This is a genomic window from Paraburkholderia sp. HC6.4b, assembly GCF_014200875.1.
GTDB lineage: Bacteria > Pseudomonadota > Gammaproteobacteria > Burkholderiales > Burkholderiaceae > Paraburkholderia > Paraburkholderia tuberum.
In genome coordinates this window covers 54,894-79,083 of sequence record NZ_JACHDC010000003.1, presented here as the reverse complement: position 1 = coordinate 79,083, position 24,190 = coordinate 54,894, and the positions used below count along the sequence as shown (strand labels likewise).

Annotated in this window: 22 protein-coding genes, 1 tRNA gene and 2 pseudogenes; 17 read left to right on the top strand and 8 right to left on the bottom strand. The window is 62.6% G+C overall.

What is annotated here, in order from left to right; translation table 11 throughout:
* Window positions 1-3 precede the first annotated feature (3 nt).
* The 6 genes from HDG34_RS04850 (at window position 4) to HDG34_RS04825 (ending at window position 7,534) form a co-directional block, all read left to right on the top strand.
* Window positions 4-1,926, top strand: a complete 1,923-nt coding sequence (locus tag HDG34_RS04850; RefSeq protein WP_184058145.1) for a dipeptide ABC transporter ATP-binding protein — start codon at window positions 4-6, stop codon at window positions 1,924-1,926.
* Between the two features lie 153 nt (window positions 1,927-2,079).
* Window positions 2,080-3,642, top strand: coding sequence for a glutathione ABC transporter substrate-binding protein GsiB (gsiB, locus tag HDG34_RS04845; RefSeq protein WP_184058143.1), 1,563 nt, complete (start codon window positions 2,080-2,082; stop codon window positions 3,640-3,642).
* Between the two features lie 116 nt (window positions 3,643-3,758).
* The gene (gene gsiC / locus HDG34_RS04840) at window positions 3,759-4,679 is read left to right on the top strand and encodes a glutathione ABC transporter permease GsiC (RefSeq protein ID WP_090801536.1); all 921 of its coding nucleotides are present in this window, start codon (window positions 3,759-3,761) and stop codon (window positions 4,677-4,679) included.
* 7 nt (window positions 4,680-4,686) lie between these two features.
* The gene (gene gsiD / locus HDG34_RS04835) at window positions 4,687-5,592 is read left to right on the top strand and encodes a glutathione ABC transporter permease GsiD (RefSeq protein ID WP_090801535.1); all 906 of its coding nucleotides are present in this window, start codon (window positions 4,687-4,689) and stop codon (window positions 5,590-5,592) included.
* Window positions 5,589-6,704, top strand: coding sequence for a P1 family peptidase (locus tag HDG34_RS04830; protein WP_184058142.1), 1,116 nt, complete (start codon window positions 5,589-5,591; stop codon window positions 6,702-6,704). The genes gsiD and HDG34_RS04830 overlap by 4 nt, the downstream gene beginning before the upstream one ends.
* Window positions 6,701-7,534: a M55 family metallopeptidase gene (locus HDG34_RS04825; protein ID WP_184058140.1), complete on the top strand. Its 834-nt coding sequence runs from the start codon at window positions 6,701-6,703 to the stop codon at window positions 7,532-7,534. The genes HDG34_RS04830 and HDG34_RS04825 overlap by 4 nt, the downstream gene beginning before the upstream one ends.
* Window positions 7,535-7,558: 24 nt before the next feature.
* Here HDG34_RS04825 and HDG34_RS04820 read toward each other — a convergent pair whose 3' ends face one another.
* Window positions 7,559-8,452: an alpha/beta fold hydrolase gene (locus tag HDG34_RS04820; RefSeq protein WP_184058138.1), complete on the bottom strand. Its 894-nt coding sequence runs from the start codon at window positions 8,450-8,452 to the stop codon at window positions 7,559-7,561.
* 180 nt (window positions 8,453-8,632) lie between these two features.
* On the opposite strand from HDG34_RS04820, the gene HDG34_RS04815 reads away from it, so the two are divergent.
* A complete protein-coding gene (locus HDG34_RS04815; protein WP_184058628.1) occupies window positions 8,633-8,830 on the top strand; it encodes a hypothetical protein in 198 nt (65 codons plus the stop codon).
* 298 nt (window positions 8,831-9,128) lie between these two features.
* Entirely contained in the window at window positions 9,129-10,394 is a 1,266-nt protein-coding gene (locus HDG34_RS04810) for a glycosyltransferase family 87 protein (RefSeq protein ID WP_184058136.1), read from the top strand.
* On the opposite strand, the gene HDG34_RS04805 is transcribed toward HDG34_RS04810, so the two are convergent.
* Window positions 10,379-10,711, bottom strand: coding sequence for a hypothetical protein (locus tag HDG34_RS04805; RefSeq protein ID WP_184058135.1), 333 nt, complete (start codon window positions 10,709-10,711; stop codon window positions 10,379-10,381). The two genes, HDG34_RS04810 and HDG34_RS04805, sit on opposite strands and share 16 nt — an antisense overlap.
* On the opposite strand from HDG34_RS04805, the gene HDG34_RS04800 reads away from it, so the two are divergent.
* From HDG34_RS04800 to catB, 4 genes are all read left to right on the top strand, one after another.
* Window positions 10,699-11,445 carry an IS4 family transposase gene (locus HDG34_RS04800; protein WP_184058604.1) on the top strand — a complete coding sequence of 249 codons (747 nt, stop codon included), beginning with the start codon at window positions 10,699-10,701 and terminating at the stop codon, window positions 11,443-11,445. The genes HDG34_RS04805 and HDG34_RS04800 overlap by 13 nt on opposite strands.
* 869 nt (window positions 11,446-12,314) lie before the next feature.
* A complete protein-coding gene (locus tag HDG34_RS04795) occupies window positions 12,315-13,562 on the top strand; it encodes a hypothetical protein (protein ID WP_184058133.1) in 1,248 nt (415 codons plus the stop codon).
* A 486-nt stretch (window positions 13,563-14,048) separates the two neighbouring features.
* Window positions 14,049-14,600, top strand: a complete 552-nt coding sequence (locus HDG34_RS04790) for a GNAT family N-acetyltransferase (protein WP_090801523.1) — start codon at window positions 14,049-14,051, stop codon at window positions 14,598-14,600.
* 245 nt (window positions 14,601-14,845) lie between these two features.
* On the top strand, window positions 14,846-15,487 hold the full coding sequence (catB, locus tag HDG34_RS04785) for a type B chloramphenicol O-acetyltransferase (protein ID WP_184058131.1): 642 nt from the start codon (window positions 14,846-14,848) through the stop codon (window positions 15,485-15,487).
* Between the two features lie 97 nt (window positions 15,488-15,584).
* On the opposite strand, the gene HDG34_RS04780 is transcribed toward catB, so the two are convergent.
* From HDG34_RS04780 to HDG34_RS04770, 3 genes and pseudogenes are all read right to left on the bottom strand, one after another.
* Window positions 15,585-16,118 (bottom strand): GNAT family N-acetyltransferase, encoded by a 534-nt coding sequence (locus HDG34_RS04780; protein WP_184058129.1) that lies wholly within the window; start codon window positions 16,116-16,118, stop codon window positions 15,585-15,587.
* 115 nt (window positions 16,119-16,233) lie between these two features.
* Window positions 16,234-16,858: pseudogene (locus tag HDG34_RS04775) on the bottom strand (tyrosine-type recombinase/integrase).
* 99 nt (window positions 16,859-16,957) lie between these two features.
* Window positions 16,958-17,812 carry a PA4780 family RIO1-like protein kinase gene (locus HDG34_RS04770; protein ID WP_184058602.1) on the bottom strand — a complete coding sequence of 285 codons (855 nt, stop codon included), beginning with the start codon at window positions 17,810-17,812 and terminating at the stop codon, window positions 16,958-16,960.
* A gap of 1,018 nt (window positions 17,813-18,830) precedes the next feature.
* On the opposite strand from HDG34_RS04770, the gene HDG34_RS38905 reads away from it, so the two are divergent.
* Entirely contained in the window at window positions 18,831-19,223 is a 393-nt protein-coding gene (locus HDG34_RS38905; protein ID WP_260321044.1) for a hypothetical protein, read from the top strand.
* Window positions 19,224-19,233: 10 nt separating this feature from the next.
* The gene (locus HDG34_RS04760) at window positions 19,234-19,650 is read left to right on the top strand and encodes a DUF4279 domain-containing protein (protein ID WP_090801512.1); all 417 of its coding nucleotides are present in this window, start codon (window positions 19,234-19,236) and stop codon (window positions 19,648-19,650) included.
* Window positions 19,651-19,944: 294 nt separating this feature from the next.
* Here HDG34_RS04760 and HDG34_RS04755 read toward each other — a convergent pair.
* From HDG34_RS04755 to hemN, 3 genes and pseudogenes are all read right to left on the bottom strand, one after another.
* Window positions 19,945-20,265 (bottom strand): annotated as a pseudogene (locus HDG34_RS04755) (Arm DNA-binding domain-containing protein); the annotation flags it as partial.
* Between the two features lie 201 nt (window positions 20,266-20,466).
* Window positions 20,467-20,551: transfer RNA gene (locus HDG34_RS04750), tRNA-Leu, on the bottom strand.
* Window positions 20,552-20,674: 123 nt separating this feature from the next.
* Window positions 20,675-22,060: an oxygen-independent coproporphyrinogen III oxidase gene (hemN, locus tag HDG34_RS04745; RefSeq protein ID WP_184058125.1), complete on the bottom strand. Its 1,386-nt coding sequence runs from the start codon at window positions 22,058-22,060 to the stop codon at window positions 20,675-20,677.
* A 182-nt stretch (window positions 22,061-22,242) separates the two neighbouring features.
* Between hemN and HDG34_RS04740 the strand changes: the two genes are divergently transcribed.
* The 3 genes from HDG34_RS04740 (at window position 22,243) to HDG34_RS04730 (ending at window position 24,150) form a co-directional block, all read left to right on the top strand.
* Complete coding sequence (locus HDG34_RS04740) at window positions 22,243-22,545, top strand: YkgJ family cysteine cluster protein (protein ID WP_184058123.1); 303 nt, start codon at window positions 22,243-22,245, stop codon at window positions 22,543-22,545.
* An 84-nt stretch (window positions 22,546-22,629) separates the two neighbouring features.
* Window positions 22,630-23,223: a DUF1439 domain-containing protein gene (locus HDG34_RS04735; protein ID WP_184058121.1), complete on the top strand. Its 594-nt coding sequence runs from the start codon at window positions 22,630-22,632 to the stop codon at window positions 23,221-23,223.
* Window positions 23,224-23,313: 90 nt separating this feature from the next.
* The gene (locus HDG34_RS04730; protein WP_184058119.1) at window positions 23,314-24,150 is read left to right on the top strand and encodes an undecaprenyl-diphosphate phosphatase; all 837 of its coding nucleotides are present in this window, start codon (window positions 23,314-23,316) and stop codon (window positions 24,148-24,150) included.
* The last annotated feature ends 40 nt before the right edge of the window (window positions 24,151-24,190 follow it).

The following is a 24,190-nucleotide window of genomic DNA, read 5'->3' as shown; positions in this document are numbered from 1 at the left end:
ACCGTGCCGACTTCCTCGCACACCGCCAGCCCGCTTATCGAAACCCTGCCGCCGCTGCGCGTGCTCGCGGTCGACGATCTGACGGTCGCGTTCCGCCGCGGCGACTCGACCTTCAACGCGGTGCGCAATCTGTCGTTCACCGTCGAGCGCGGCGAGACGCTCGCGATCGTCGGCGAATCGGGCTCCGGCAAGTCGGTCACGTCGCTGGCGCTGATGCGGCTGATCGAGCATGGCGGCGGCCGTCTTGCCGGCGGCAGCATCGCATTCCGGCGGCGCGACGGCAGCGTGCTCGATCTCGCGAAGGCGTCGTCCGGCACGATGCGCACAGTTCGCGGCGCCGACATCGCGATGATCTTCCAGGAGCCGATGACCTCGCTCAATCCGGTCTTCACGGTCGGCGATCAGATCAGCGAGGCGATCGCGCTGCACCAGGGCAAGAGCCGCGAGGCCGCGCGCGCCGAAACCTTGCGTCTGCTCGAGATCGTGCGGATTCCCGAGGCAAGGCGCGTCGCGGCGCGTTACCCGCATCAGCTGTCGGGCGGCATGCGCCAGCGCGTGATGATTGCGATGGCGTTGTCGTGCAAGCCCGCGCTGCTGATCGCCGATGAACCGACCACCGCGCTCGACGTGACGATCCAGGCGCAGATCCTGCAACTGATTCGCGGCTTGCAGGACGAGATGAACATGGGCGTGATCTTCATCACGCACGACATGGGCGTGGTCGCCGAAGTGGCCGACCGCGTGCTCGTCATGTATCGCGGCGAGAAGGTCGAGGAGGGCGCGTCGGACACGCTGTTCGCCGCACCGTCGCATCCGTACACGAAGGCGCTGCTCGCGGCGGTGCCGCGGCTCGGCTCGATGCACGGCACCGATCAGCCCGCGCGCTTTCCGATCCTGAGCGTCGAGCAGGCCGGCGCGAACGGCGCCGATGCGGCGGTGCAGCCGGCGGCGGCTGTCGCCGAAGAAGCGCAGCCGCTGGTGCGCGAAGACACGCCGCCGATCCTGCGCGTGCGCGATCTGGTCACGCGCTTTCCGGTCCGTAGCGGCCTGTTCGGCCGTATGACGGGCCGTGTGCATGCGGTCGAAAAAGTCAGCTTCGATCTGCGGCCCGGCGAAACGCTCGCGCTGGTCGGCGAGTCGGGCTGCGGCAAGTCGACCACGGGCCGCTCGCTGCTGAGGCTCGTCGAAAGTCAGAGTGGCTCGATCGAATTCGCTGGCAAGGAGATCAGCTCGCTGACCGGGCCCGCGTTGCAGGCGCTGCGCCGCGATATCCAGTTTATTTTCCAGGACCCGTTCGCGTCGTTGAATCCGCGCTTGACCGTCGGCTTCTCGATCATGGAGCCGCTGCTCGTGCATGGCGTCGCGCAGGGTGGACAAGCGCAGGCGCGCGTCGCATGGCTGCTCGAGAAAGTCGGTTTGCCGGCCGAGGCCGCGCGCCGCTATCCGCATGAGTTTTCGGGCGGGCAGCGTCAGCGTATCGCGATTGCTCGCGCGCTCGCGCTGAATCCGAAGGTCGTGATCGCCGACGAATCGGTGTCCGCGCTCGACGTCTCCGTGCAGGCGCAGATCGTCAATCTGATGCTCGACCTGCAGCGCGAGCTCGGCGTCGCGTATCTGTTCATTTCGCACGACATGGCGGTGGTCGAGCGGGTCAGCCATCGCGTCGCGGTGATGTATCTCGGCCAGATCGTCGAGATCGGTCCGCGTCGCGCGGTGTTCGAGGCGCCCCAGCATCCGTACACGAAGAAGCTGATGAGTGCGGTGCCGGTCGCCGATCCCGCGCGCCGTCACGCGCAACGCATGCTCGCCGCCGACGATATTCCGAGCCCGATCCGCGCGCTGCACGACGAGCCGGTCGTCGCGCCGCTCGTCGCGGTGGGCCCGGATCATTTCGTCGCGCAGCATCGCGTCGGCGGCGCTTATTGAGCGAAGCGCCGCATCGCATTGAAGCGGAAGACCTGAAGCGCGAGACCCGAAGCATCGGCAATCGAAGCAACAGCAAGAGAAACATCAGCAATTGAAGCCACGCCAACCATAACGGCCCTGTCACATCCTTAACTCGCAGCCTGGAGCAATCTCATGAACCTGCTGTTCCCGTCCTCTCCGTTTCGTTTGCGCGCGCTCGTCAGCGGCGGCGCGGTGGTGTTCGCGACGCTCGCGGGCAATCTGGCGCACGCCGAAACGACGGCCGTGATGGCCGTCGCGTCGACCTTCACGTCGCTCGATCCGTACGACGCGAACGACACGCTGTCGCAGGCGGTCGCGAAATCGTTCTATCAGGGGCTGTTCGGCTTCGACAAGGACATGAAGCTCGTCAACGTGCTCGCCGACAGCTATGAGGCGAGCCCCGACGCGCGCGTCTATACGATCAAGCTGCGCCATGGCGTGAAGTTCCAGGACGGCACCGACTTCAATGCGGCCGCCGTGAAGGCGAACTTCGACCGCGTGACCGATCCGGCCAACAAGCTGAAGCGCTACAACATGTTCAGCCGCATCGAGAAAACGGAAGTGGTCGATCCGTACACGGTGCGCGTCACGCTGAAAACGCCGTTCTCGGCGTTCATCAACGTGCTCGCGCATCCGTCTGCGGTGATGATCTCGCCGGACGCGCTGAAGAAGTACGGCAAGGACATCGCGTTTCATCCGGTCGGCACGGGCCCGTTCGAACTCGTGAAGTGGGACCCGGCCGGCGACCTGACCGTGAAGAAGTTCGCCGGCTACTGGAAGAAGGGTTATCCGAAGATCGATGCGATCGACTGGAAGCCGGTCGTCGACAACAACACGCGTGCCGCGCTGATCCGCACCGGCGAAGCGGACTTCGCGTTCCAGGTGCCGTTCGAGCAGGCCGCGCAACTGCAGTCGAGCCCGAAGGTCGATCTGATCGCGGCGCCGTCGATCATCGAGCGCTACATCAGCATGAACATGAACCAGAAGCCGTTCGACAACCCGAAGGTGCGTGAGGCGCTGAATTACGCGGTCAACAAGGAAGCGCTGACGAAGGTCGCGTTCGCCGGGTACGCGACGCCGGCCGACGGCGTCGTGCCGCAGGGCGTCGACTATGCGGTCAAGCTCGGACCCTGGCCGTACGATCCCGCGAAGGCGCGCGAACTGCTGAAGGAAGCGGGCTATCCGAACGGCTTCGAAACGACGCTGTGGTCCGCGTATAACTACTCGACCGCGCAGAAGGTGATCCAGTTCGTGCAGCAACAGCTCGCGCAGGTCGGCATCAAGGCTAGCGTCGAGGCGCTCGAAGCGGGTCAGCGCGTCGCCAAGGTCGAAAGCGCGCAGGACCCGGCGACCGCGCCGGTGCGGATGTACTACGCGGGCTGGTCGTCGTCGACCGGCGAGGCGGACTGGGCGATCAGCCCGCTGCTCGCGGGCTACTCGATTCCGCCGAAGATGGTCAACACGTCGTACTACAAGAGCGACGCGGTCGACAACGATCTGAAGCAGGCGCTCGAAACCACCGACCGCACGCAGAAGGCCGCGCTCTACACCGATGCGCAGAAGCGCATCTGGGCCGACGCGCCGTGGATCTTCCTCGTCAAGGAGAAGGTCGTGTATGCGCGCAGCAAGCGTCTGTCGGGCGCTTACGTCGCGCCGGACGGCTCGTTCAACTTCGACGAGATCGCGATCAAGTGATGAGCTGACGAGGCGGCATGCGCAGGCGGCGGTTCACCCAGCCCGCCGCCGCGCCGCCGCCGCACACGAGTCCTCGTTGCCCGCCTGATTTGCCGCTCATTTGCCGGACTGGTTTCATGCTGAACTTCCTCGTCAAACGTCTGCTAGGCCTGCTGCCGACGCTCTTCATCGTCGCCGTGCTGGTGTTCCTGTTCGTGCATCTGCTGCCGGGCGATCCGGCGCGGCTCGCCGCCGGTCCCGAAGCGGACGAGGCGACCGTGGCCCTCGTGCGCTCCGACCTCGGGCTCGACAAGCCGCTGCCGCAGCAGTTCGTCCGTTTCTTCTGGCGGATGGCGCATGGCGACTTCGGCGTTTCGACGCGCAGCAAGCGGCCGGTGAGCCAGGAGATTGCGGAACGCTTCTTCCCGACGTTGTGGCTGACGATCGCGAGCATGGTGTGGGCGGTCGTGATCGGCATGGCAATCGGCATCGCCTCGGCGGTGTGGCGCAACCGCTGGCCGGACCGCCTGGGCATGACGCTCGCGGTGTCGGGCATTTCGTTTCCGGCGTTCGCGCTCGGCATGCTGCTGATGCAGATTTTCTCGGTGCAACTCGGCTGGCTGCCGATCGTCGGCGACGGTTCGTGGCGCAGCTACGTGCTGCCGTCGCTGACGCTCGGCGCGGCGGTCGCGGCCGTGATGGCGCGCTTCACGCGGGCCTCGTTCGTCGAGGTGCTGCACGAGGACTTCGTGCGCACCGCGCGTGCGAAGGGCGTGCCCGAGCGGCTCGTGATCATCAAGCACTGCCTGCGCAACGCGCTGATTCCCGTCGTCACGATGATGGGGTTGCAGTTCGGCTTTCTGCTCGGCGGCTCGATCGTCGTCGAAGTGGTGTTCAACTGGCCGGGCCTCGGCCGTTTGCTCGTCGATGCGGTGTCGATGCGCGACTATCCGATCATTCAGGCCGAGGTGCTGTTGTTCTCGCTCGAATTCATCATCATCAACCTGATCGTCGACGTGCTGTACGCGGTGATCAACCCGACCATCCGTTTCAAGTGAGGTCCGCATGAGCACCACTGCCACCGGGCCGAATGCGGCCACTCCCGCTGCCGTCGAACGCGCGATCCGCACACCGTGGAGCGAGTTCTGGCGCAAGTTTCGCAAGCAGCATGTCGCGCTGGCCGCCGGCGTGTTCGTGCTGCTGCTGATCGTGGTCGCGATCATCGCGCCGCATATCGTGCCGTACGACCCCGAGAACTTCTTCGACTACGACGCGCTGAACGCGGGGCCGTCGGCCGCGCACTGGTTCGGCGTCGATTCGCTGGGCCGCGATATCTTCAGCCGCATCCTCGTCGGCTCGCGCATTTCGCTCGAGGCAGGCTTTCTGTCCGTTGCGATCGGCGCGGTGATCGGCACGTTCTTCGGTCTGCTTGCCGGTTACTACGAGGGCTGGTGGGATCGCATCACGATGCGCGTGGCCGACGTGCTGTTCGCGTTCCCCGGCATTCTGCTCGCGATCGGCGTGGTCGCGATTCTCGGCAACGGCATGATCAACGTGATCTGCGCCGTGGCGATCTTCAGCATTCCGGCGTTCGCGCGGCTCGTGCGCGGCAATACGCTGATGCTCAAGCAGCTCACCTATGTCGAGGCGGCGCGCAGCATCGGCGCGTCGGACTGGACGATCATGGCGCGGCACATTCTGCCGGGCACGATTTCGTCGGTCGTCGTGTATCTGACGATGCGCATCGGCACGTCGATCATCACGGCGGCGAGCCTGTCGTTTCTCGGCTTGGGCGCGCAGCCGCCGACGCCCGAGTGGGGCGCGATGCTCAACGAAGCTCGCGCCGATATGGTGACCGCGCCGCACATCGCGCTGTTTCCGAGCCTCGCTATCTTCCTGACCGTGCTCGCGTTCAACCTGCTCGGCGACGGTCTGCGCGACGCGCTCGATCCGAAGCTGGATCGGCCATGAGCATGAGCAACCATCATTCGGCCGAGCGCGCGCCGCATCTCGGCACGTTGCCGGCCGGAGCGCTCGGCACGATCGCCGACGTGGACGGCGTCAGCGTCGGTCATTGCACGCTTGCCGAAGGCGCGCTGCAAACCGGCGTGACCGTGATCCGGCCGCATCGCGGCGATCCGTTCGTCGACAAGGTGCCGGCCGCCGCGTCGGTGATCAACGGCTTCGGCAAGAGCGTCGGGCTCGTGCAGCTCGACGAACTCGGCACGCTGGAGACGCCGATCGCGCTGACCAACACCTTCGGCGTCGGTACGGTCGCGCAGGCGCAGATCCGCGCGGCGATTCGCGGGAATCCGCGCATCGGCCGCGAATGGTCGACGCTCAATCCGCTCGTGTTCGAATGCAACGACGGCTATCTGAACGACATTCAGGCGCTTGCCGTGACCGAACAGCATTTCAACGAAGCATTCGACGCGGCAAGCGCCGATGTCGCGAGCGGTGCGCTCGGCGCAGGGCGCGGCATGTCGTGTTTCGATCTGAAGGGCGGCATCGGCACTGCGTCGCGCCTGTTCAGTGCGGCGGGCCGCGACTACACCGTTGGCGCGCTCGTGCTTGCCAACTTCGGCCGTCTGCCGATGCTGACGATCGACGGCACGCCGCTCGGCCGCATTCTGGCCGAACGCGCGGCCGTCGCTGAGGCGGCGAATACTGCCAGTGCCGCTGCTAATGCGACCCCCGAGCAACCCGAGCAAGGCTCGATCATCATGATCGTCGCGACCGATGCGCCGCTCGACGCGCGCCAGCTGAAACGCCTGTCGTTGCGCGCGGCGGCCGGTCTCGCGCGCACCGGCTCGGTGTACGGCCACGGCAGCGGCGATATCGCGCTGGCGTTTTCGACCGCGTACACGGTGCCGCACGGCGCGGACTTCGTCGCGCTGCCGCCGCTGGTCGCGGATCACTGTATGGACCCGCTGTTTCGCGCCTGCGCCGACAGCGTCGAGCAGGCGATCGTCGATGCATTGTGGAGCGCCGAGTCGGTCACCGGTCGCGACGGCCATCGGCGGCTGTCGCTGCGCGACAGCGTGCCGGACCTTGCCCACCTGCTGAGGAATTCCGCGCGATGAAAGTCCTGATCTCCACCGACATCGAAGGCATCGCCGGCGTGTTCCATGCCGAGCAGACGCGCGCGGGCAACGGCGAATACGAAGCCGCGCGACGCTGGATGACGCTCGAAGCCAACGCGGCCATCGAAGGCGCGTTCGCGGGCGGCGCGACCGACGTGTGGGTCAATGATTCGCACGGCGGCTTTCGCAACCTGCTGCCCGATCTGCTCGATCCGCGCGCCCAGCTCGTGCTCGGCAAGCCGCGCACGCTCGGCATGATGGCCGGGCTCGAATACGGTGCGGCGCTGGTCTTCATGATCGGCTATCACGCGAAGGCGCAAACGCGCGGCATCCTCGCGCACACGATCAACAGCTTCGCGTTCGCGCGCGTGGCGTTCAACGGCGTGGAGCTGGGCGAAGCGGGGCTGTACGGTGCGCTCGCCGAAGAATATGGCGCGCGTGTGGTGCTTTTATCGGGTGACGACGTGTTCGCCGAGGAAACCGCGCCGCGTTTTCCCGGCGCGCGTTTCGTCGTCACGAAGACCGCAACCGGGCAAGCAAGCGGCGTCACGCAGTCGCCTGCGAGCGTGCGCGAGGCGCTGCGGGCCGCCGCGCGCGACGTGGTCCGTCAGCATGTCGAAGCGGGCCGCGCGCCTGCCGCGACGCGCGCGGAGCCGCGAACGATCGACTGCGAACTGCGCGTGCAAACGAGCGGGCTCGCCGATCTGTTCTGCCAATGGCCGACGCTTACGCGCGTGGATGGCGTGAGGTTGCGCTTCAGTGCGGCGTCGGCCGAGCATGCGGTGCGGATGCTGAACTGTCTGTCGGCGATGTCCTTCATGCTGCGCTGAGCCGCGCGGCGTCGAGCCGCCGGCTTACTGCTGCTGCCGGCTCAACTCGCGCGCCGCGTGATCGATCGCCTCCGCCACCGCCCCGGCGTGCGACACCGGCGCGAGATGGCTCGACGCGACCGGCACCACCTTCGCGCCGATGCGCGCGGCGATCATTCTCTGCAGATCGGGCGACACCGCGTGGTCTTTCGTCGTCAGCACGTACCACGACGGTTTGTCCTTCCAGCCGACCTGATCGACCGGTTCGTCGAATGCGCTCGCGGCGATCGGCACCTGCGCGGCGGCGAGCACGCGTGCGACGGTCTCGGGCACGTCGGCGGCGAGATCGGCGTGATAGCGCGCGCGGTCGATCCACAAAAACCCGTTCGCGTCCTTGCTGATGCTCTGGCCGGCCGACATCGGCCCGCCGGCCTTCATCACGTCCATCGCCGATTCGTGCAGTTGCGGCGCAAGCGCGGCGACATACACGAGCCCGGCGACGTTCGGCGCGTTCGCGGCGACCTCGGTGATCACGACGCCGCCCCAGGAGTGCCCGACCAGCAGCACCGGACCGTTCTCGCGATCGAGCACGCGGCGGGTCGCGGCGACGTCGTCGGCGAGCGAGGTCAGCGGGTTCTGCACCGAGCTCACGTGATAACCCTTTTGCTGCAGCTTCGCGACCACGCCGTTCCAGCTCGATCCGTCGACGAACGCGCCATGCACGAGCACGATGTTGCGCACCGGGCCGCCGAGCGCGGCGGCAGGCGGCTTGCTGGCAGTAGCGGGGGCAGGCGCTGGCGCTGGCTGGCCGCTTGCCTGCGACGCGGCGTCATCGGCCGGTTGCTGGGCGGCGGGCACCGTCTGCGCGAGCGCGGACGTACTGACGCCTGCGAAACAGAGGCACAACACGGCGGCGCAAAGCAGACGTTTGGGCAACATAGCGAAGCTCCGCGGCGTGAAAAGTGGACTTCGGCAACATACCCGGGCGCGATCCCCGTGACAATCACAATCCGCGCGCTTAAGTGCGGCGCAGAACGAAGCGGGCGGCTCCGAATGTCAGAGGAATATCGGTCGGGGTAAAGTTAGCGGTTTTGCCAGACCGGACCGTACGGTCCAGCCGTGCAATCTGCCACAGCGCTGCCTTCGACAGCGTTCCACGCCCAGCGGCGACATGCGGCGAACACAGGGGCGCTGACGCCGGGCTGGTCGGTCTCGGTGTGGCTGGTGCCGGCATGGCTCGTACTGATGTGGGGCGGCTACATGATCAAGCGACGCCGCGAGGTTGCGCGCGCTGGCATGGGGGCCGCGAGCCGATAAGCGCCGATCGGCGCGACGTGCGTGGCATTCCGCAGCGAACACGGCGATTCGCCGCCAACGAACGATCTTCGCGCGCCGAAGTTCCCGACATAGGTCGGTCTCGTGTGGGCGAGCGCACAGATCGATTTTTGCGAATCGGTAATCTCTGTCCGGTCGTCCGGCACGAAGCCGGGATGGCTGGCCGTGCCGGCCATCCCCGGACCGTACCGGCGACATGGTCTGCTGGTACGCCCCCGCTAGCGCGGGTCTCAAGGGCGCAGCAACTCCCACGTTGATTGACGTACCGCGGAGAGACACCATGTTCAACGCAGGCGCCGTACGGACCAGGTCGAACTTCGGCGCGGGTGCCGCGCTCCTTTTGCTGATTGCGGCAGCCTGCCTCGCGCTGCGTATCCTTCACGTCGTCGCCAAGTTTCGTGGCAACGTCCCTGACGCCTTCGGCGATTTCAATTTCTACCTGTACGCCTTCAACGTCGTGCTGCATGACCCGGCGCGCCTGTACGACCACGACGCGCTCATCGCGTTTTTGCAGGGCATCGGCGCGCGCTCGACGGGCGACGACATCTTCTACGCCTACCCGCCGCAGTTCGCGCTGGTGTTTGCGCCGCTCGCGCTGCTGACGCCGCTCGCCGCGAAAATCGTCTGGGTGAGTGCGTCGATCGTGTTGTTCTCGGTGGCTTTGTATCTCGTCGTCACGATGGCGTACCGCGGCACGGAGCGCAGCGTGAACCTGCTGCTGGTGGCGGTCGCGCTGCTGAGCTTTCCGCTCGTCGAAGATACCTACGACGGCCAATCGAACGAACTGCTGTTCTTCCTGTTGGTTGCGACTTTCGCGCTGATCGAGCGTGGCAAAGGTTATGCCGCTGGACTCTTTCTTGGCTTTGCGATCGCGATCAAGCTCACGCCCCTGGCCGTCGCCGGCCTGCTGTTGCTGCGTCGCGAATGGCGGACGTTCGTGATGGCGAGCGTCGTTGCGATTGCGTTGACGTTGATCACCGGAGCGCGCCTCGGCTTCGACGTTTTGTGGCACTACTTCGTGTCGGACATGCCGCGCCTGAACGGCATGGCACTGGCGATGAGCGGTGGCGGCGCGCCGATGAACAATGCCGTGAGGGGCGCGCTGCAGACGCTATCGGCGACGATCGGCATGCCGGTGTCCGGTGCGTTGCTGTCGATTGCTTCGCGTGCGTTGGTGCTGGCTGCTTGCCTGCTGTCCGCGTATCTGGTGTTTCGCCGCCATCGGGACAGCCGCATCGACTACGCGCTCGCTTCGATGACGATGCTCGTGGCTTATCCGATCCTCGAGCCGATCCACATGGTGCTCGCGCTGATCCCGTTGCTGATTTTGCTGGGGACCGCCTTCGAAGCGCGCGGCGGGCAGCTGTCGGCGCTCGGTCCGAGACTGGAGATGCTGCTGGCCGCGATCGTCGTAGTCTTGCTGTTCTTTGCGGCGCGATTCGTGTCGTACACAGTCGCGGCGCTGATCATTTACGGGCTCTGTGTCGCAAGGTACTTTCCACCGTCGGGAGTGAGGCGGCGAGGGCGTGCTTACCAGCCTGGATGAATGATCCCGGTGTGGCTAAAGGGTTTTTGATGGGAGATGCGACTGGCGATGTCTTCCGGACGATTGGGAATCGGGAAGATTGTTTGATGGCAGGGCCGGAATGAAAAAATTCCTGCTATCGCTTTGCTTGAGCGGGTTTGAGGAATTTTGCCGGTACGGATACCACCAAAAATACTACCGGGCGTGCGTATTTGCCGGAATGAGCGAGCGAAAACTTGTCGGCGAACCGAGCATATTGCAGTCGGCCGAGTTCGACCCACAACCGACGTTCGCCGGTACAGCGCGCCGGCGGCAGCTTTAAAAACTGTATCGGCCATTCGGTCGTTCCTTCGGGATCTGCAAAGGCGCGTATCCGCAGATCCGCTTTGTGGCGCTGGCCGAATGTGCGACGCACGCGCTGTGTGAGGTCCAGATGGGCGGGGTGCGCGAGAACAGCGAACAGGCGCTCACGCGGCAGCTGTTTCCGGCGTTCTCGAGCGAGATGCTGGTGCTGGCCGATCGCCTATTCTATGGGTATGACATGTGGCGCGACGCGGTGGCCACGGGAGCGAAGCTGCTGTGGCGGGTGAAGTCGAATGTCCGACTGCGGTGCGAGGTGCCGCTGGTAGACGGTTCGTACCTGAGTACCGTATATGCCAGCGACACCGACCGGCGACACCAGCGCAACGGCATGCAGGTGCGGGTCATCGAGTACCGCCTGGAAGGTGTGCCTGACGCCGAGCCGCAGTATTGTCTGGTCACCAATCTGCTGGACCCGGTAGTAGGACCTGCCGTCGAACTGGCGGCGCTGTATCACCGGCGCTGGAAAATAGAAGAAATGTTCGATGAGATCAAGACGCATCTGTGTGATGGGAAGAAGGTGCTGCGCAGCAAGACGCCTGATCTGGTACGTCAGGAGTTCTATGCGTTAATGCTCGCGCATGCGGCGATCCGCCGCCTGATGTACGAGGCTGCCCAGGACAGCGGGCAGCGACCTGAAGACCTGTCGTTTGTCCATGCCCTGCGTGTGCTAAACCGACGCCTGCCTGAGGCGGCGGCAATTTCCCCCTGAGCAGTGGCAAAGCTGGAAACAGAGTCTGCTGCGCGAACTCGCCAGCGGGCCCGTGGTGCAAAGCCGCGGCAAACGTAATCCCCGCGGTGTGAAGCGAAAGATGTCGAATTTCCGGATACGCAGACGATCGGAGCCGCTGAATCAGCGAATTTCATCGAAGGTGATCATCAAGTGAACAGTATTGGGCCTTGAGCGCGAACCGGCCGTGCGCCGATTCGGTGGACTCCGAGTATTCGCTGGGGTAGCGGCGATTGCGGCAAGGACAGTCGCGAATGCACCGGCCCGCAAAGTGGTCATTCTGGAATCAACCATCCGGTTTCTTCAGTTGAATAGGCGAGAGTGAACGGCCTTACGCGAATGGGTCTGCGATCGCGGCGTCCGCTGCGGCGCCAATGACTCTCGCGGGCACGGTGGCCGATGCGTGAATGGGCGCACAGGCGGGTGGTTTCTCATGGAGCCCTGCGCAGCATGCACATCGATTGTCGATCGTTGTTGACCTTGTCAATCGCGGCGGCAGGACATACGCTTATCGCTAGTATGAAGAAGAGACGAATGAGAACGTCTTACGAGCGATGGCAGCAGGGAAAGGTTGACGTCTGACGCGGCATCCTGCGCAATTCCAGGTGCGCCGAAAAACAAAAATAAATGTAGAGAATCCCGTTCTCTCCTCGCGCAATGGCGCGACAAAGTACCAACCGAAAGAAAAATAATAATCTGCTCAGCTCGGCATCCCGTATCGAAAGCGCAATCGCGTGAGGGCACGATGAGTAAAAACTCATTTGAGAATCGGAACGAGACTTCACGCTAAGAGCCGAGGAAGCGGACGGAACCTTGATCGGCTGATTCAACACTCTACTATTTCCCGCACCATGAGCGTACCTGACTATTGGCAACACCTGAAATGGACGAACGGCTGGGACAAGCAACAACCCACGGTCGTTGCGATCTCGGAACGCAAGGATGACAGCGGATCGCGAAAGATCAAGAACGGCACCAAGCACCGTCGTGCGAAGCCCCTGTCAGAAGTGGAATTGATAGCGGCGGTCGCTGATCGAGGGTCGTATGACACGGCGTTCCTCGATCCCGGCAGCGACCTGTTCCGCCGGATCGCTGAGTATCTGTGCGCCAACGCCGCAGCGCGAACCCTCGCACCGCCACAGGGGGAGCGCACACGCATGGTTCGGGCCCAGAACAAGATCGACGAGCTGATCCAAAAACCCGCTCTGTCGGACAATGAAAAGCTTGTGCTCAAAACCAACCTGAATACGCTGCGAGAAGACCCCTCATTCATCAAGGCCAACTATGGCACGTATTACACGAAGTACGGCATCCCGCAGAGTAAGCAGGCGCCACCAAAATCCGGCAACGTCGAGATTACCAAAATCCGGGTGATCCGCCATCAGGCACTGTGGGATCAATACGAGGCGGCGGCGGCGCGCATCAGGGACGACATCGCCAAAACACAGGATATCTACGACAAGGTCAACGCCGAAGCGGTAGAACTCAGGATGGGCACCTACATAACCCCGCCTCGGGCGCTCTCGACCGGCGGCAAGGTATTTGGACGTAGCGCGGTCAAATTTACCACGCAGTCAGACGAAGGGATCAGCGCTTCATCGACCGAACGGCTGCCCGTGCTGGACCGCAGCATCGGAGAGGTGCTGTTGATGCACGGAACGCTGCCCAACGTCATCAAGATCATTGTCGATAAAGGATTCGATCCTAACTTCAACAAGGGAGCACCATCGGGGAACGTCACGAAGTACGGCGCGCTGGGGCAGGGTACCTATTTCGGCGACTCGTTTGCGAAGGTGCAGACCTATACCGGCTGCCCAATCTGCAATGCGTTGAAATGCGATTGCACCGACCAGGACGATAAACCGGTGGACCGGATGCTGATTCTCGCGCGATGTCTACTGGGAATTCCTACGAAGGCCCGCACGCATGACAGCCACCGCACACAAGACACCTCCACGGTCAAGGCGGGCAAACATTCGGTGATCGGGCAGGAAAGGGGCTTCACCAAGAGCTGGACCTTCTTTGGCAGCAATGAGTTCATGCTGAAACAGGCCGATCAGATGTACCCGGAATTCGTGGTTTACTGGCATCGGGTTTAGATCGGCCTAGACCCCTCAAGCCGTGCACGCTTACGTAGTTCAGTACGCACAGTTAGACTGGGTGGGCCTGCTGGCTTTGTAGCCTTAGGCGAGGTCGTTATTAAAACGGTGGCTCCAGCGTCGAACCCTGCGGTATTGATAACGGTCGCAGGGACAGGGGTAATGGTTCCGTCAATGTCGCATAAGGCCGGGTGCTCAAGGAGCGGGACCGCGACGCGAGGGTCCGTTGTCTGATGTGGTTCGGTCATCCGAATGTCCGCGCGAGTATGTTGGTCAGCGGCCGCTTGTGGCCGAACCTTGCCAATCGTTGTGCGATCGACAAGTGTCGTGTCATGACCGGCAGCACGCGACCCGTAAGCGACAGAGGTAAATCGCGAGAGTAGCCGCACAAAGGCTGTGCTGCCACGCGGTTCGACGCGTGCGGTTGTTGGCTCTCGGCCCACATGCTCTAATGGGGTCATCTATTTCCGGTGCCCCGCCCCCGTCATGCCATTATTCGAGCCCGTCACGCTGACTACCCCACGCCTCGTTCTGCGGCCGCTTCGTCATGAAGACGCACAACCACTGTTCGCGATCTGGTCGGACGCGGATGCGATGCGCTATTTTTCGTTTCCGGCGATGACTTCCCTGGATCAGGCAACGGATCGAGTCGCACGTAAATTGAAGACGTCAGCTGGCGGCCAGGACTTCATCTGTGCAGTCGAGTTGCAGACAACCGGCGAAGTGCTCGGTGATTGCGCTCTCTTTCATGCAGACGAGCAATGCCGACGCGCAGAGATAGGCTTTGGTCTGCAACGCAAGCATTGGGGAAACGGATATATGAGTGAGGCGGTTTCCGCGCTGATCGAGCACGCATTCGGCACGCTGAATTTACGCCGGATTGAGGCGGATATCGACCCACGAAATGTAGCCTCGGCACTTCTTCTCGAACGGCTCGGATTTGTCCGCGAAGGGTTGTTGCGTGATCGCTGGATAGTTGGCGATGAGGTGTCGGATAGCGCGCTGTACGGGCTGCTCGAAAGTGATCGTCGGGCGTAGATGGCCACTCGCTGACGCTAGGTTGTGAACTTGACGCTGCGCCGTGAGCGACCGGAATTCTCTCTGATTGTCGCGAATTTACGCGGCAGCGTCGACTGACCGGAGTTGGCTGAAACCGGCGAGACTGGTCCCGACCGTCATTGACGAAAGATTCTGCCGCACGGCTCAGGTTTGCCGCTACCGGATTTCCTCGTAACCCGCGTGCTCGAACGATAAAGCACCCCAGACTACAGCGTGGTCCCTTTATGAAGAATTACTTCGACAGCCCCTTCAAGGGGAAGCCGCTTTCAGCGCAGGTAACCAATCCCAACATCATCGTGGGGCGTTACAGCTACTACTCTGGCTACTATCACGGACACTCCTTTGATGACTGTGCGCGCTACCTGTTGCCAGACCGCACAGGTGTCGACCGGCTGATCATCGGTAGCTTCTGCTCTGTCGGAAGTGGTGCGACGTTCATGATGGCGGGCAACCAGGGGCACCGGAACGATTGGGTAACCACATTTCCCTTCTTCTACATGACGGAAGAACCGGCGTTTGCTGACGCCTGCGATGCATTCGAACCCGCCGGCGATACGGTTGTCGGGAATGACGTCTGGATCGGTTCCGAAGCGATGATCATGCCAGGTGTTCACATCGGTCACGGTGCCGTGATCGGGAGTTGCGCCGTTGTCACGAAGGACGTTGAACCCTATACGATCATCGGTGGGAATCCGGCAAAGCCGATCCGAAAGCGCTTTTCGGACGATGAGATCGGGATGCTCCTCGAGATGAACTGGTGGGACTGGCCGCTGGACGAGATCGGCAAGTCGATGAAGTTGCTCTGTGCCACGGATATCGCAGCATTGTATGAACGCTGGAGCAGCTCATCGTTATCGGGTCGCTAATACTCGCGTCGACCGACACGCACGCAGTTGACGATCTGGGCGTTGACCTTGACTGACCGATCTTGGCCGACGGAAGCCAGCCCACAGGCAGAATCGCCTATACCTCGCTTGCGACTGGCTGGCGAGGAATTCTGTAAACCACAGACTTGTACTTTGGCGTCGCGCGGCTTTCCACAATGACGCCACCTAGCGTTTCGGCGATGCGCCGGCTGGGACGGTTCTCTTCGGCAACCGGATAGGTAAAGCTTTCACAACCAATGGTTCGCGTTGCCCAGTGTGCAACAAGGGTCACAGCTTCACAACCAAACCCATTTCGATGACGATCTTCACGAATCCAGATACCGAGTTCCGGGCTCTCGGTGCGGACGCGGTGAAGCCCGGCTAACCCAAGGAAACTCCCGTCGGTGCGTTGACGTATCGCGAACACATAGTCTGACCCATCGTCAATCGACGGTACCCAGGACCGCCAAACACCATCAAAATCCTGCCGGGATGCTGGCGGCTCCCACGCCATATGACGGGTGAGCGAAGGGGTGATGAACGAGAACACAGCATCCGCGTCGTTGGCCGAGAACGGTTTGATCAAGAGCCGGGTTGATTCAATTTGGATTTCTGTCGGCCGCAGCATCATCTCAAGTCTTCCGTCGAGGTTTGTCTATATTCACCGATTGTCGACGAATCAGAAACGTGTGTCGAATGTCTCATCCTGACCGGACAGCGTCCGATTGCTGTCCGGCGATCACCACTCAGTCTTCCGTCTGTTCGGCCATCTCAAGCGCGTCGTCAACCTCGATGCCAAGATATCTGAGGGTACTTTCAAGCTTCGTATGACCAAGCAAAAGCTGTACGGCTCTGAGATTCTTCGTACGGCGATAGATCAACGAGACCTTCGTCCGACGCATCGTGTGCGTGCCATAGGCGGAGTCGTCGAGCCCGATCGATTTTATCCAGCGATGGACGATCCGTGCGTACTGACGGGTCGAAAGATGGGGCGACGCGTGTATTCGCCCCGGGACCAGGAAATCTGAAGGACACAGAGCTGCTGCCTTGATCCAGCTTTCCACGCTATCCCGCGTTTGCTCGGTGATCTCGAATTGCACCGGCCGCTGCGTTTTCTGTTGCATAACGGTCGCCCGGGGCGCTATGTGTGCCCAGACAGACATCGCGGACTCGAAGTTTTGTCAGGTCGCACGCTCGAAGTTTGCTGTCGATCGCCAGATTGAACATCGCCAGATCACGGGTTTTCGCCCCCAATTGCAGGCGAATCCGAATGGCCCAAATCTCCTTGAGCTTCAGCGGCGACTTCTGCCCGGTTAGCTTGTCATTGTTCCACGGCACGCGCGGCACGTTGCCGATGATGATCGCGTCCATTTCGACTCTTCTTTCAAGTGAAGAGAAAATCAGTCTGCGCCAACCTCGATGGGCGATACCCGACCCGCAAGGGTCGTTCAATTTTCTCCATAACGGTTATCAGTTCGCGCTCAGTTCCTGCTGTCGCCGCACTCGCGCGTCTTCGTCAAGACGTGTCTCTTCGAGTTCCTGCAGCACGCTATCGAGGTCGACAGGTCGCGTGTCGAGCTCGATGCGGCCGGTCAATTTGACATCGACTTTCAGCTCGCCTGCTTCGAACAGCGCCCAGATCTCCGTTCCGTAATCCGCGCCGAGAATTTGCGGTGCAAACCGTCCGAAGTACGCAGCGAGGTTGTCGACGTCACGCTTGAGCATCGAGGCGGCTTCGTTGTTGGCGGCGGCGTCGATGGCCTGAGGCAGATCGATGATCACCGGTCCATCAGCCGCCAGCAGGATGTTGTATTCGGACAGGTCGCCGTGAATCACACCCGCGCAGAGCATGCGGACAACCTGGTTGAGCAGCAGGGCGTGCAGTTCAAGGGCGCGCGCTTCAGTCAGATGGACGTCGTTGAGGCGTGGCGCGACGTCACCCGTTGCGTCGACCACCAGTTCCATCAGTAACACCCCATCGGTACAGATATAGGGTTGCGGCACTCGCACGCCCCCGTCGGCAAGTCGGAACAGTGCGTCGACTTCGGCGTTTTGCCACGACTCCTCCTGCATCTGGCGCCCATAGCGAGTACCTTTTTCCATCGCACGCGCCTGCCGGCTGTTCTTGACCTTGCGGCCGTCCCGATACGATGCGGCTTGCCGGAAACTGCGCTGCTTCGCGTCCTTGTAGACCTTTGCACACCGCATCGAGTCGCCGCTGCGCACGACGTAGACGGTTGCTTCCTTGCCGCTCATCAACTGGCCGATCACTTCGTCGATGAGTCCTTCGTCAAGAAGCGGTGCAAGCCGTTTGGGTATTTTCATACGACCGACCAGTGCGGCTCGTGGCGCGTGCGTTCGAAATGCGTGGAAGGCGAATGGGTCGCTGAGGTGTGCGGAATCGGCGAACCGATGAATCGCGTGGGCGGTTCCGCTCGTCGGGTTGCTACGTGGGGAGTGGAGGAAGTCATGCCGGATTATAAAGGGAGCGAGGGGGAGGCGACTCAAATCAAATTTCCTGGCGACTGCGCAGATGCATTGTCGCCGCTCCTGGCCGCTGGCTACTTGCCACGACGGGCAGCGCCCGACCCACAACGCGCATTCGACTTTCTCCAAAGCGACAACGGTTGCGCAGGTGTCGATTTTTGGTCTCGTCGAGGATGCGCTCGCGGACGTACGCGCCGTATTGGCGCGAACAGCGGCTTCGGGCGAATGATCTGCTGCGCGAGTGCCGCCAACGGCTGGAAAGGTCATAGACCAGCGGTACGGTCGCTGCCCGCGAGCATCCGCGCTACGGGCGCGAAAAACCGCAATGTTCTTGCGGGCGCTTTTTTCCGTTTCATCGAGAGCCGTGGAGATTTTGGGCTGTCGCCCATGTACGGACTGCCTGTCGCACGGTAACTATCTGACTGCTGGCAACCCCGGCAGCGACTTCAGATAGACCATCGACACACCTATGTCCCTGTCCGTATTTGAGATGCACTCCGTGGAGCTGTTCTGCCAGCGGCCACCGGGTGCCTGTTATGTATGTCATCTGCGACGAATGACACTATAAAGCGTGCCTCGGCAAGGCCGCAGACCTTCAGAGGGCCAGTGCGGAGACGCGGGAATTTCTTGCTATCGCCGCACTGAATCGCAGGAAGTGGGAGGAGGACCGGAAGCTGGTCAGGAATCTCATTGGCCGCAGCTGGCTGTTTTTTCATAGGGTCCGGGACCGCGATCCTGACGCCGATGGCTGGTGGGTCATCGTTGCGCTTCTCGAAGAGGTTCGCCGGGGCAAACTGCTTGCCGTTAAGGTCCGCGTCACGGCCTGTTTCCGTCACCGTACAGCAGCACGCCGTTAATGAATCCCGTAGCGAAGGCCGGCAGTCAGCCGAACGGCGAACCCATTCTGTCTGTGCAGTACGATCCGGCCACCTGGCAAACCCAACTGAACGCTGCCCGCGCAGCCAGAGCTAGCGATAGAGGCGCATCAACGCTGCTCGGCGACGCGCAGCCGTTTGAGTATGTGCCTGACGCGTTGAGCGGCGATGTCGTTGAACTCGCCGCGAGCACGAACAACCCAAACTACGCGGCGAAGATGCTGGGGTATGACCGCAAGACGTTTGGGGCTATCTTGCACAGGTTCAAGCCAGGCAATGGCTTGGGGCCAGCCGATAACGTCATCTGGCATGACAACGGCGACGTGTACTTTAATGGTAACCACATCGGAAATTTTCATGACTGGGCAAACTGAGGCCGCTCCAATGGCAGATCACCAACTTGCGCACGCGACCTTTTACATATCCGGCGACTCATTGGAGCCAGCCTTTTGGACGGCGTATTTCGACATCAAGCCGGATACAGCGATTACCAAGGGACAGCCGTTCACCACACCGTCTGGGCGACCGAGCAGCGCGCCGGGCCGCGTTGGCCTTTGGGGCGTGCGCAGTGAGGGCGCAGTTCGTAGCGATTCACTTGAGCCGCATTTGCGTTACCTGATTGGGCGCCTGAATCTGCCGAGAGCGGAACTTGGCCAACTGCTCGCAGACAAGGGACTTCGGATGCGCTTCTTCTGTTACTGGTACAACGAGAGCGGCGACCGCGTGCCTGATGTGCCCGACGATATTCGCACCATGATGGAAGCCATGGGCGGCACGGTTGAGATTGATGAATATCGATAGAGCCTCGCTCGAATGCACAAGCCGATCCTCGCGAGTCGGCTTTTTTGTGCGAGCTTGTAAGGCACAGCGCGAGTGTTACGGGCCGCACTTCTGAATTAATCCTCTATGCCGCAAACATACACGGCCCACGCTTCCATCATCGGGCGGCGCTGTTCCAAATGGTTGTCCCGCTGAGGTAGTAAGGCGACCGTCCCGCCTTTGATCGGAATGACTTCGGCCCCGGCCTTGATCCGGTCAAGGTAATCGGCCCAGCGATATCGACCCGCTTTCAACGGACTGACCGCGCTCTTCCATCCAGGCGAGCGCAACGGCTTCGAATGAATTGGCAGCAGCAAGGCGGGCGGCGCGTTTCCCGGCCTTTTTAGCTTCCTCCGGATCAATGTTTGCTGCCAGTTTTTCGCGGGCGTAGTCCCGACGCTTGCGGGCATCGGCAAGCGGCACGTCTGGATAGACGCCAAGTGCGAGGCTCTTTTCCTTTCCGGCGAAACGGTACTTGAAAATCCATCGCTTGCTGCCCGTTGGCGTGACAAGCAGCAGCAGGCCGCCACCGTCGTACAGCTTCTGCTGTTTTTCACCCGGCTTCGTGTTACGGATCGTGGCATCCGTCAGCGCCATGTTTGCGTCTCCGGTTGTCGCGCCGCTGCTGGGGGCGTTTTCCATCCGACGGGCGCTTGAATCGTGGCAACCCCCCAAATGACCCCTTGGTGGGGGTTGTAATCGCTGGTGAACCCTTGGAGACTGCAGCAAACAAAAGCCCCGCTCAGCGCTAGCTGTCGGGGCTTCGTGGTGAACCGTTGAAACCGGTTGATGAGTGTTTGGTGCCCAGGGCCGGAATCGAACCGGCACGCCTTGCGGCGGGGGATTTTGAGTCCCCTGCGTCTACCAATTTCACCACCTGGGCAGATACTGCAGCGCGCGCATCGGGAGTTCAGCGCGCGAGGAAGACGCAGATTATGGCCGAAAATCGGTAGACGGGCAAGTCGATTGCCTTCACCCGCCACAGCGCGTTCGCGCCGAGCGGTGCTCAGACCGTCCGCGAGAATCGTGTGAGCGTCTGCTCGCCCAGATAGCGGTCAAATACCATCGCGAGATTGCGCACGAGCATGCGGCCGGCCATTCGCACTTCGAGCTTGCGTGCGCCGAGCGAGATCAGCCCGTCGTCCTCGAATGAACGCAGACGCGCGAGTTCCGGCGCGAACGTGTCGGCGAAGTGGATGCCGTACGCCGCTTCGAATTCGTCGAAGCGCAGTTCGAGGTTGCACATCAGCTGCGTGATCACGTCGCGCCGCAGACGGTCGTCGGCGGACAGGCGGATGCCGCGCGCGATCGCGAGCCGGCCCGCATCGATCGAGTCGGTGTAAGCGGGCAGCTCTCGCGCGTTCTGCGCGTACACGTCGCCGACCTTGCCGATCGACGAGGCGCCAAAACCGATCAGATCGCACTCGGCCCGCGTGCTATAGCCCTGGAAATTGCGATGCAGCGTGCGCTGCGCCTGCGCGCGAGCGAGCTCGTCGGTGGGCAGCGCGAAGTGATCCATGCCGATGTACACATAGCCCGCTTCAGTCAGCCGTTCGACGACCCGTTGCAGCAGAGCCAGCCGCTCCTCGCTCGACGGCAGCGTCGCGGGATCCATCTGGCGCTGCATCTTGAAGAGCTGCGGCATGTGCGCATACGCGAACACCGACAGCCGGTCCGGCGCCAGTTCGAGCATCGTGTCGAGCGTGCGGCTGAAGCTCACGACGGTTTGATGCGGCAGCCCGTAAATCAGATCGACGCCGATCGAATGAAAACCGTACGCGCGCGCCGCCTGCATCACCGATGCGGTCATCTCGAACGGCTGGATGCGATTGATCGCCTGCTGCACGCGCGGATCGAAGTCCTGCACGCCGAGGCTCAGCCGGTTGAAGCCGAGGCGGCGCAGAAGCGCGACCGTGTCGGGCGACGCCTCGCGCGGATCGACCTCGATCGAATATTCGGCTCGATCGTCGGGCAGAAGTTTGAAGTGCTCGCGCGTCGCGGCCATCAGCTCGGCCATCTCGTCATGCGACAAAAACGTCGGCGTGCCGCCGCCCCAATGCAATTGCGAGACGGGCCGCTGTGTATCGAAACACGCCGCCTGCAAGCCGATTTCGCGTTTGAGCCGCTCAAGGTACGGCCGCGCATGCGCGCGATTTCTCGTCACGACCTTGTTGCAGCCGCAGTAGAAGCACACGGTGTCGCAAAACGGAATGTGGAAGTACAGAGACAGATCGGTCGACGCGGCACCCGGGTCGGCGGCGGCGCGGTGATAGTCGGCGGTGTCGAACGATTCGCGGAACTGCGGCGCGGTCGGATAGGACGTATACCGGGGACCGTTCGCGCTGTAGCGCGCGAGCAGGTCGGGGCGGAACAGGGTGTCGGTTTGGGACATGAGCGGTGTCGGACGGTGGGCGGCTCTCGCAGCGTGCCGCGTGTCATGGTCAGTCAGCAGCTTCGAGGTTACGGGCGTGCCCGCGGGCGGGACCCGATGGTGTAGAAAGGTCGCACAGACAGGCAGTGGCACAATGCGGGTCTGGCAACACGTTGCCAAGGTTTGAGTTCAGGAAAGATGACGTGGATCAAAGGTTGAACAGTGCACGGGTGGACGCTCACGCGTGCCGTCCCTATTGCGGCGCGTGCTGTATCGCGCCGTCGATTTCGAGCCCGATTCCGGGCATGCCGAACGGCAAGCCGGCGGGCGTGCGCTGCGTGCAACTCGGCGACGATCTGCGCTGCGCGATCTTCGGCCGGCCGGAGCGGCCCGCATGCTGCTCGGGTCTGCAGCCGCAACTCGAGATGTGCGGCGCGAATCGCGGCGAAGCGCTCGCGTGGCTCACGCAACTCGAGGCGCAAACACAACCGGCATCCCATCCATGACGCGCGGCATGCGGTAAACGCCGTCGCTGACCACACCCGTCAACGCAAGCCGATGTCCGCAAGGGCTTCCACAGGAGATTTCGCATGACTCGACCCGCAGCGCCGGCCCGGCGCCGCTTTCTGCGCGCTGCGCTGACCGGCTGCAGCGCGCTTGGCATCACTGTGTCGCTCGCGGCTTGCGCGAGCCCGACGTTTCCGTTCATGCCGTCGCACTACACGTTCTCGCAGAAGCAGGTGCAGGAGGCCGTGCAGCGCAAGTTCCCGTATCAGCGCACGGTGTCGCAGGTGTTCGATGTCGCGCTGAGCAATCCGGTGGTGGGCATGCTGCCCGATGCGAACCGCGTGCAGGTGAAGCTCGACGCGCGTTTCGCGAGTCCGTTCCTGCAGCAGCCGGTCGATGGCGTGTTCACGCTGTCGAGTGAACTTGCATACGACGCGGCGAGCCGTTCGGTGATCCTCAAGTCGCCGAGTGTCGACAACGTCAGCGTGAGCGGCGAGGCGCAGATGTACACGCAGCAGATCAACGCGGCCGCGGCGCTGCTCGCGACCCAATTGCTGACCAACTATCCGATCTACACGTTCAAGCCCGAGCAACTGCAATTTGCCGGCGTCAACTACGAACCCGGTACAATCACGATCCTTACAAACGGCATACGCGTGCAGATCGTCGAAAGATGACTGGCATGCGCGGCCACGTGGGCCGCGCATGCCAGTCATGACCGTGCGGGCCCATTTCGTTGCGACAACCTACCGCGATAAGGGGCACGGATGGACTGGTTACTGGCTTGCAAGGCGCTGATTCTCGGCGTGGTCGAGGGTTTGACGGAGTTCTTGCCGGTGTCGAGCACCGGGCATCTGATCGTCGTCGGCAGTCTGCTGGATTTCTCCGACGAGCACGCGAAGACCTTCGATGTCGTGATCCAGCTCGGCGCGATTCTCGCCGTGTGCTGGGAGTTTCGCCGCCGCATCGGCAACGTGATCGTGGGGCTGCCGAGCCGGCCCGAGGCACGCCGCTTCGCGCTGAACGTGATCATTGCGACGATTCCGGCAGTCGTGCTCGGCCTGCTGTTCGAGAAGTCGATCAAGGAGGCGCTGTTTTCACCGGTGCCGGTCGCGTTTGCGCTGGTCGCGGGCGGCGTCGTGATCCTGTGGGCGGAGGCGCGTCAGCGCGCGCGCGGCGACGCGGCGGTGCGGGTGCGCAGCATCGACGATCTGAGCCCGCTCGATGCGTTGAAAGTCGGCCTCGCGCAGTGCTTCGCGCTGATTCCGGGGACCTCGCGCTCGGGCTCGACGATCATCGGCGGCATGCTGTTCGGCATCGAGCGCCGCGCCGCGACCGAGTTTTCATTCTTTCTCGCGATTCCGATCATCTTCGGCGCGACGGCCTACGAGCTGTACAAGGACTGGCACCTGCTCACCACCGACGCGCTCGGCAGCTTCGCGCTCGGCTTCGCGGCCGCGTTCGTCAGTGCGTTCGTCTGCATCCGCTGGCTGCTGCGCTATGTCGCGTCGCACGACTTCACGGTGTTCGCGTGGTATCGGATCGGCTTTGGCCTGCTGATCCTGCTGATCGGTTATAGCGGCGGGTTGAGCTGGGCCGATTGAGATTTGCCGTGCGATGAAAAAAGGTCCGCGTATGTGCGGA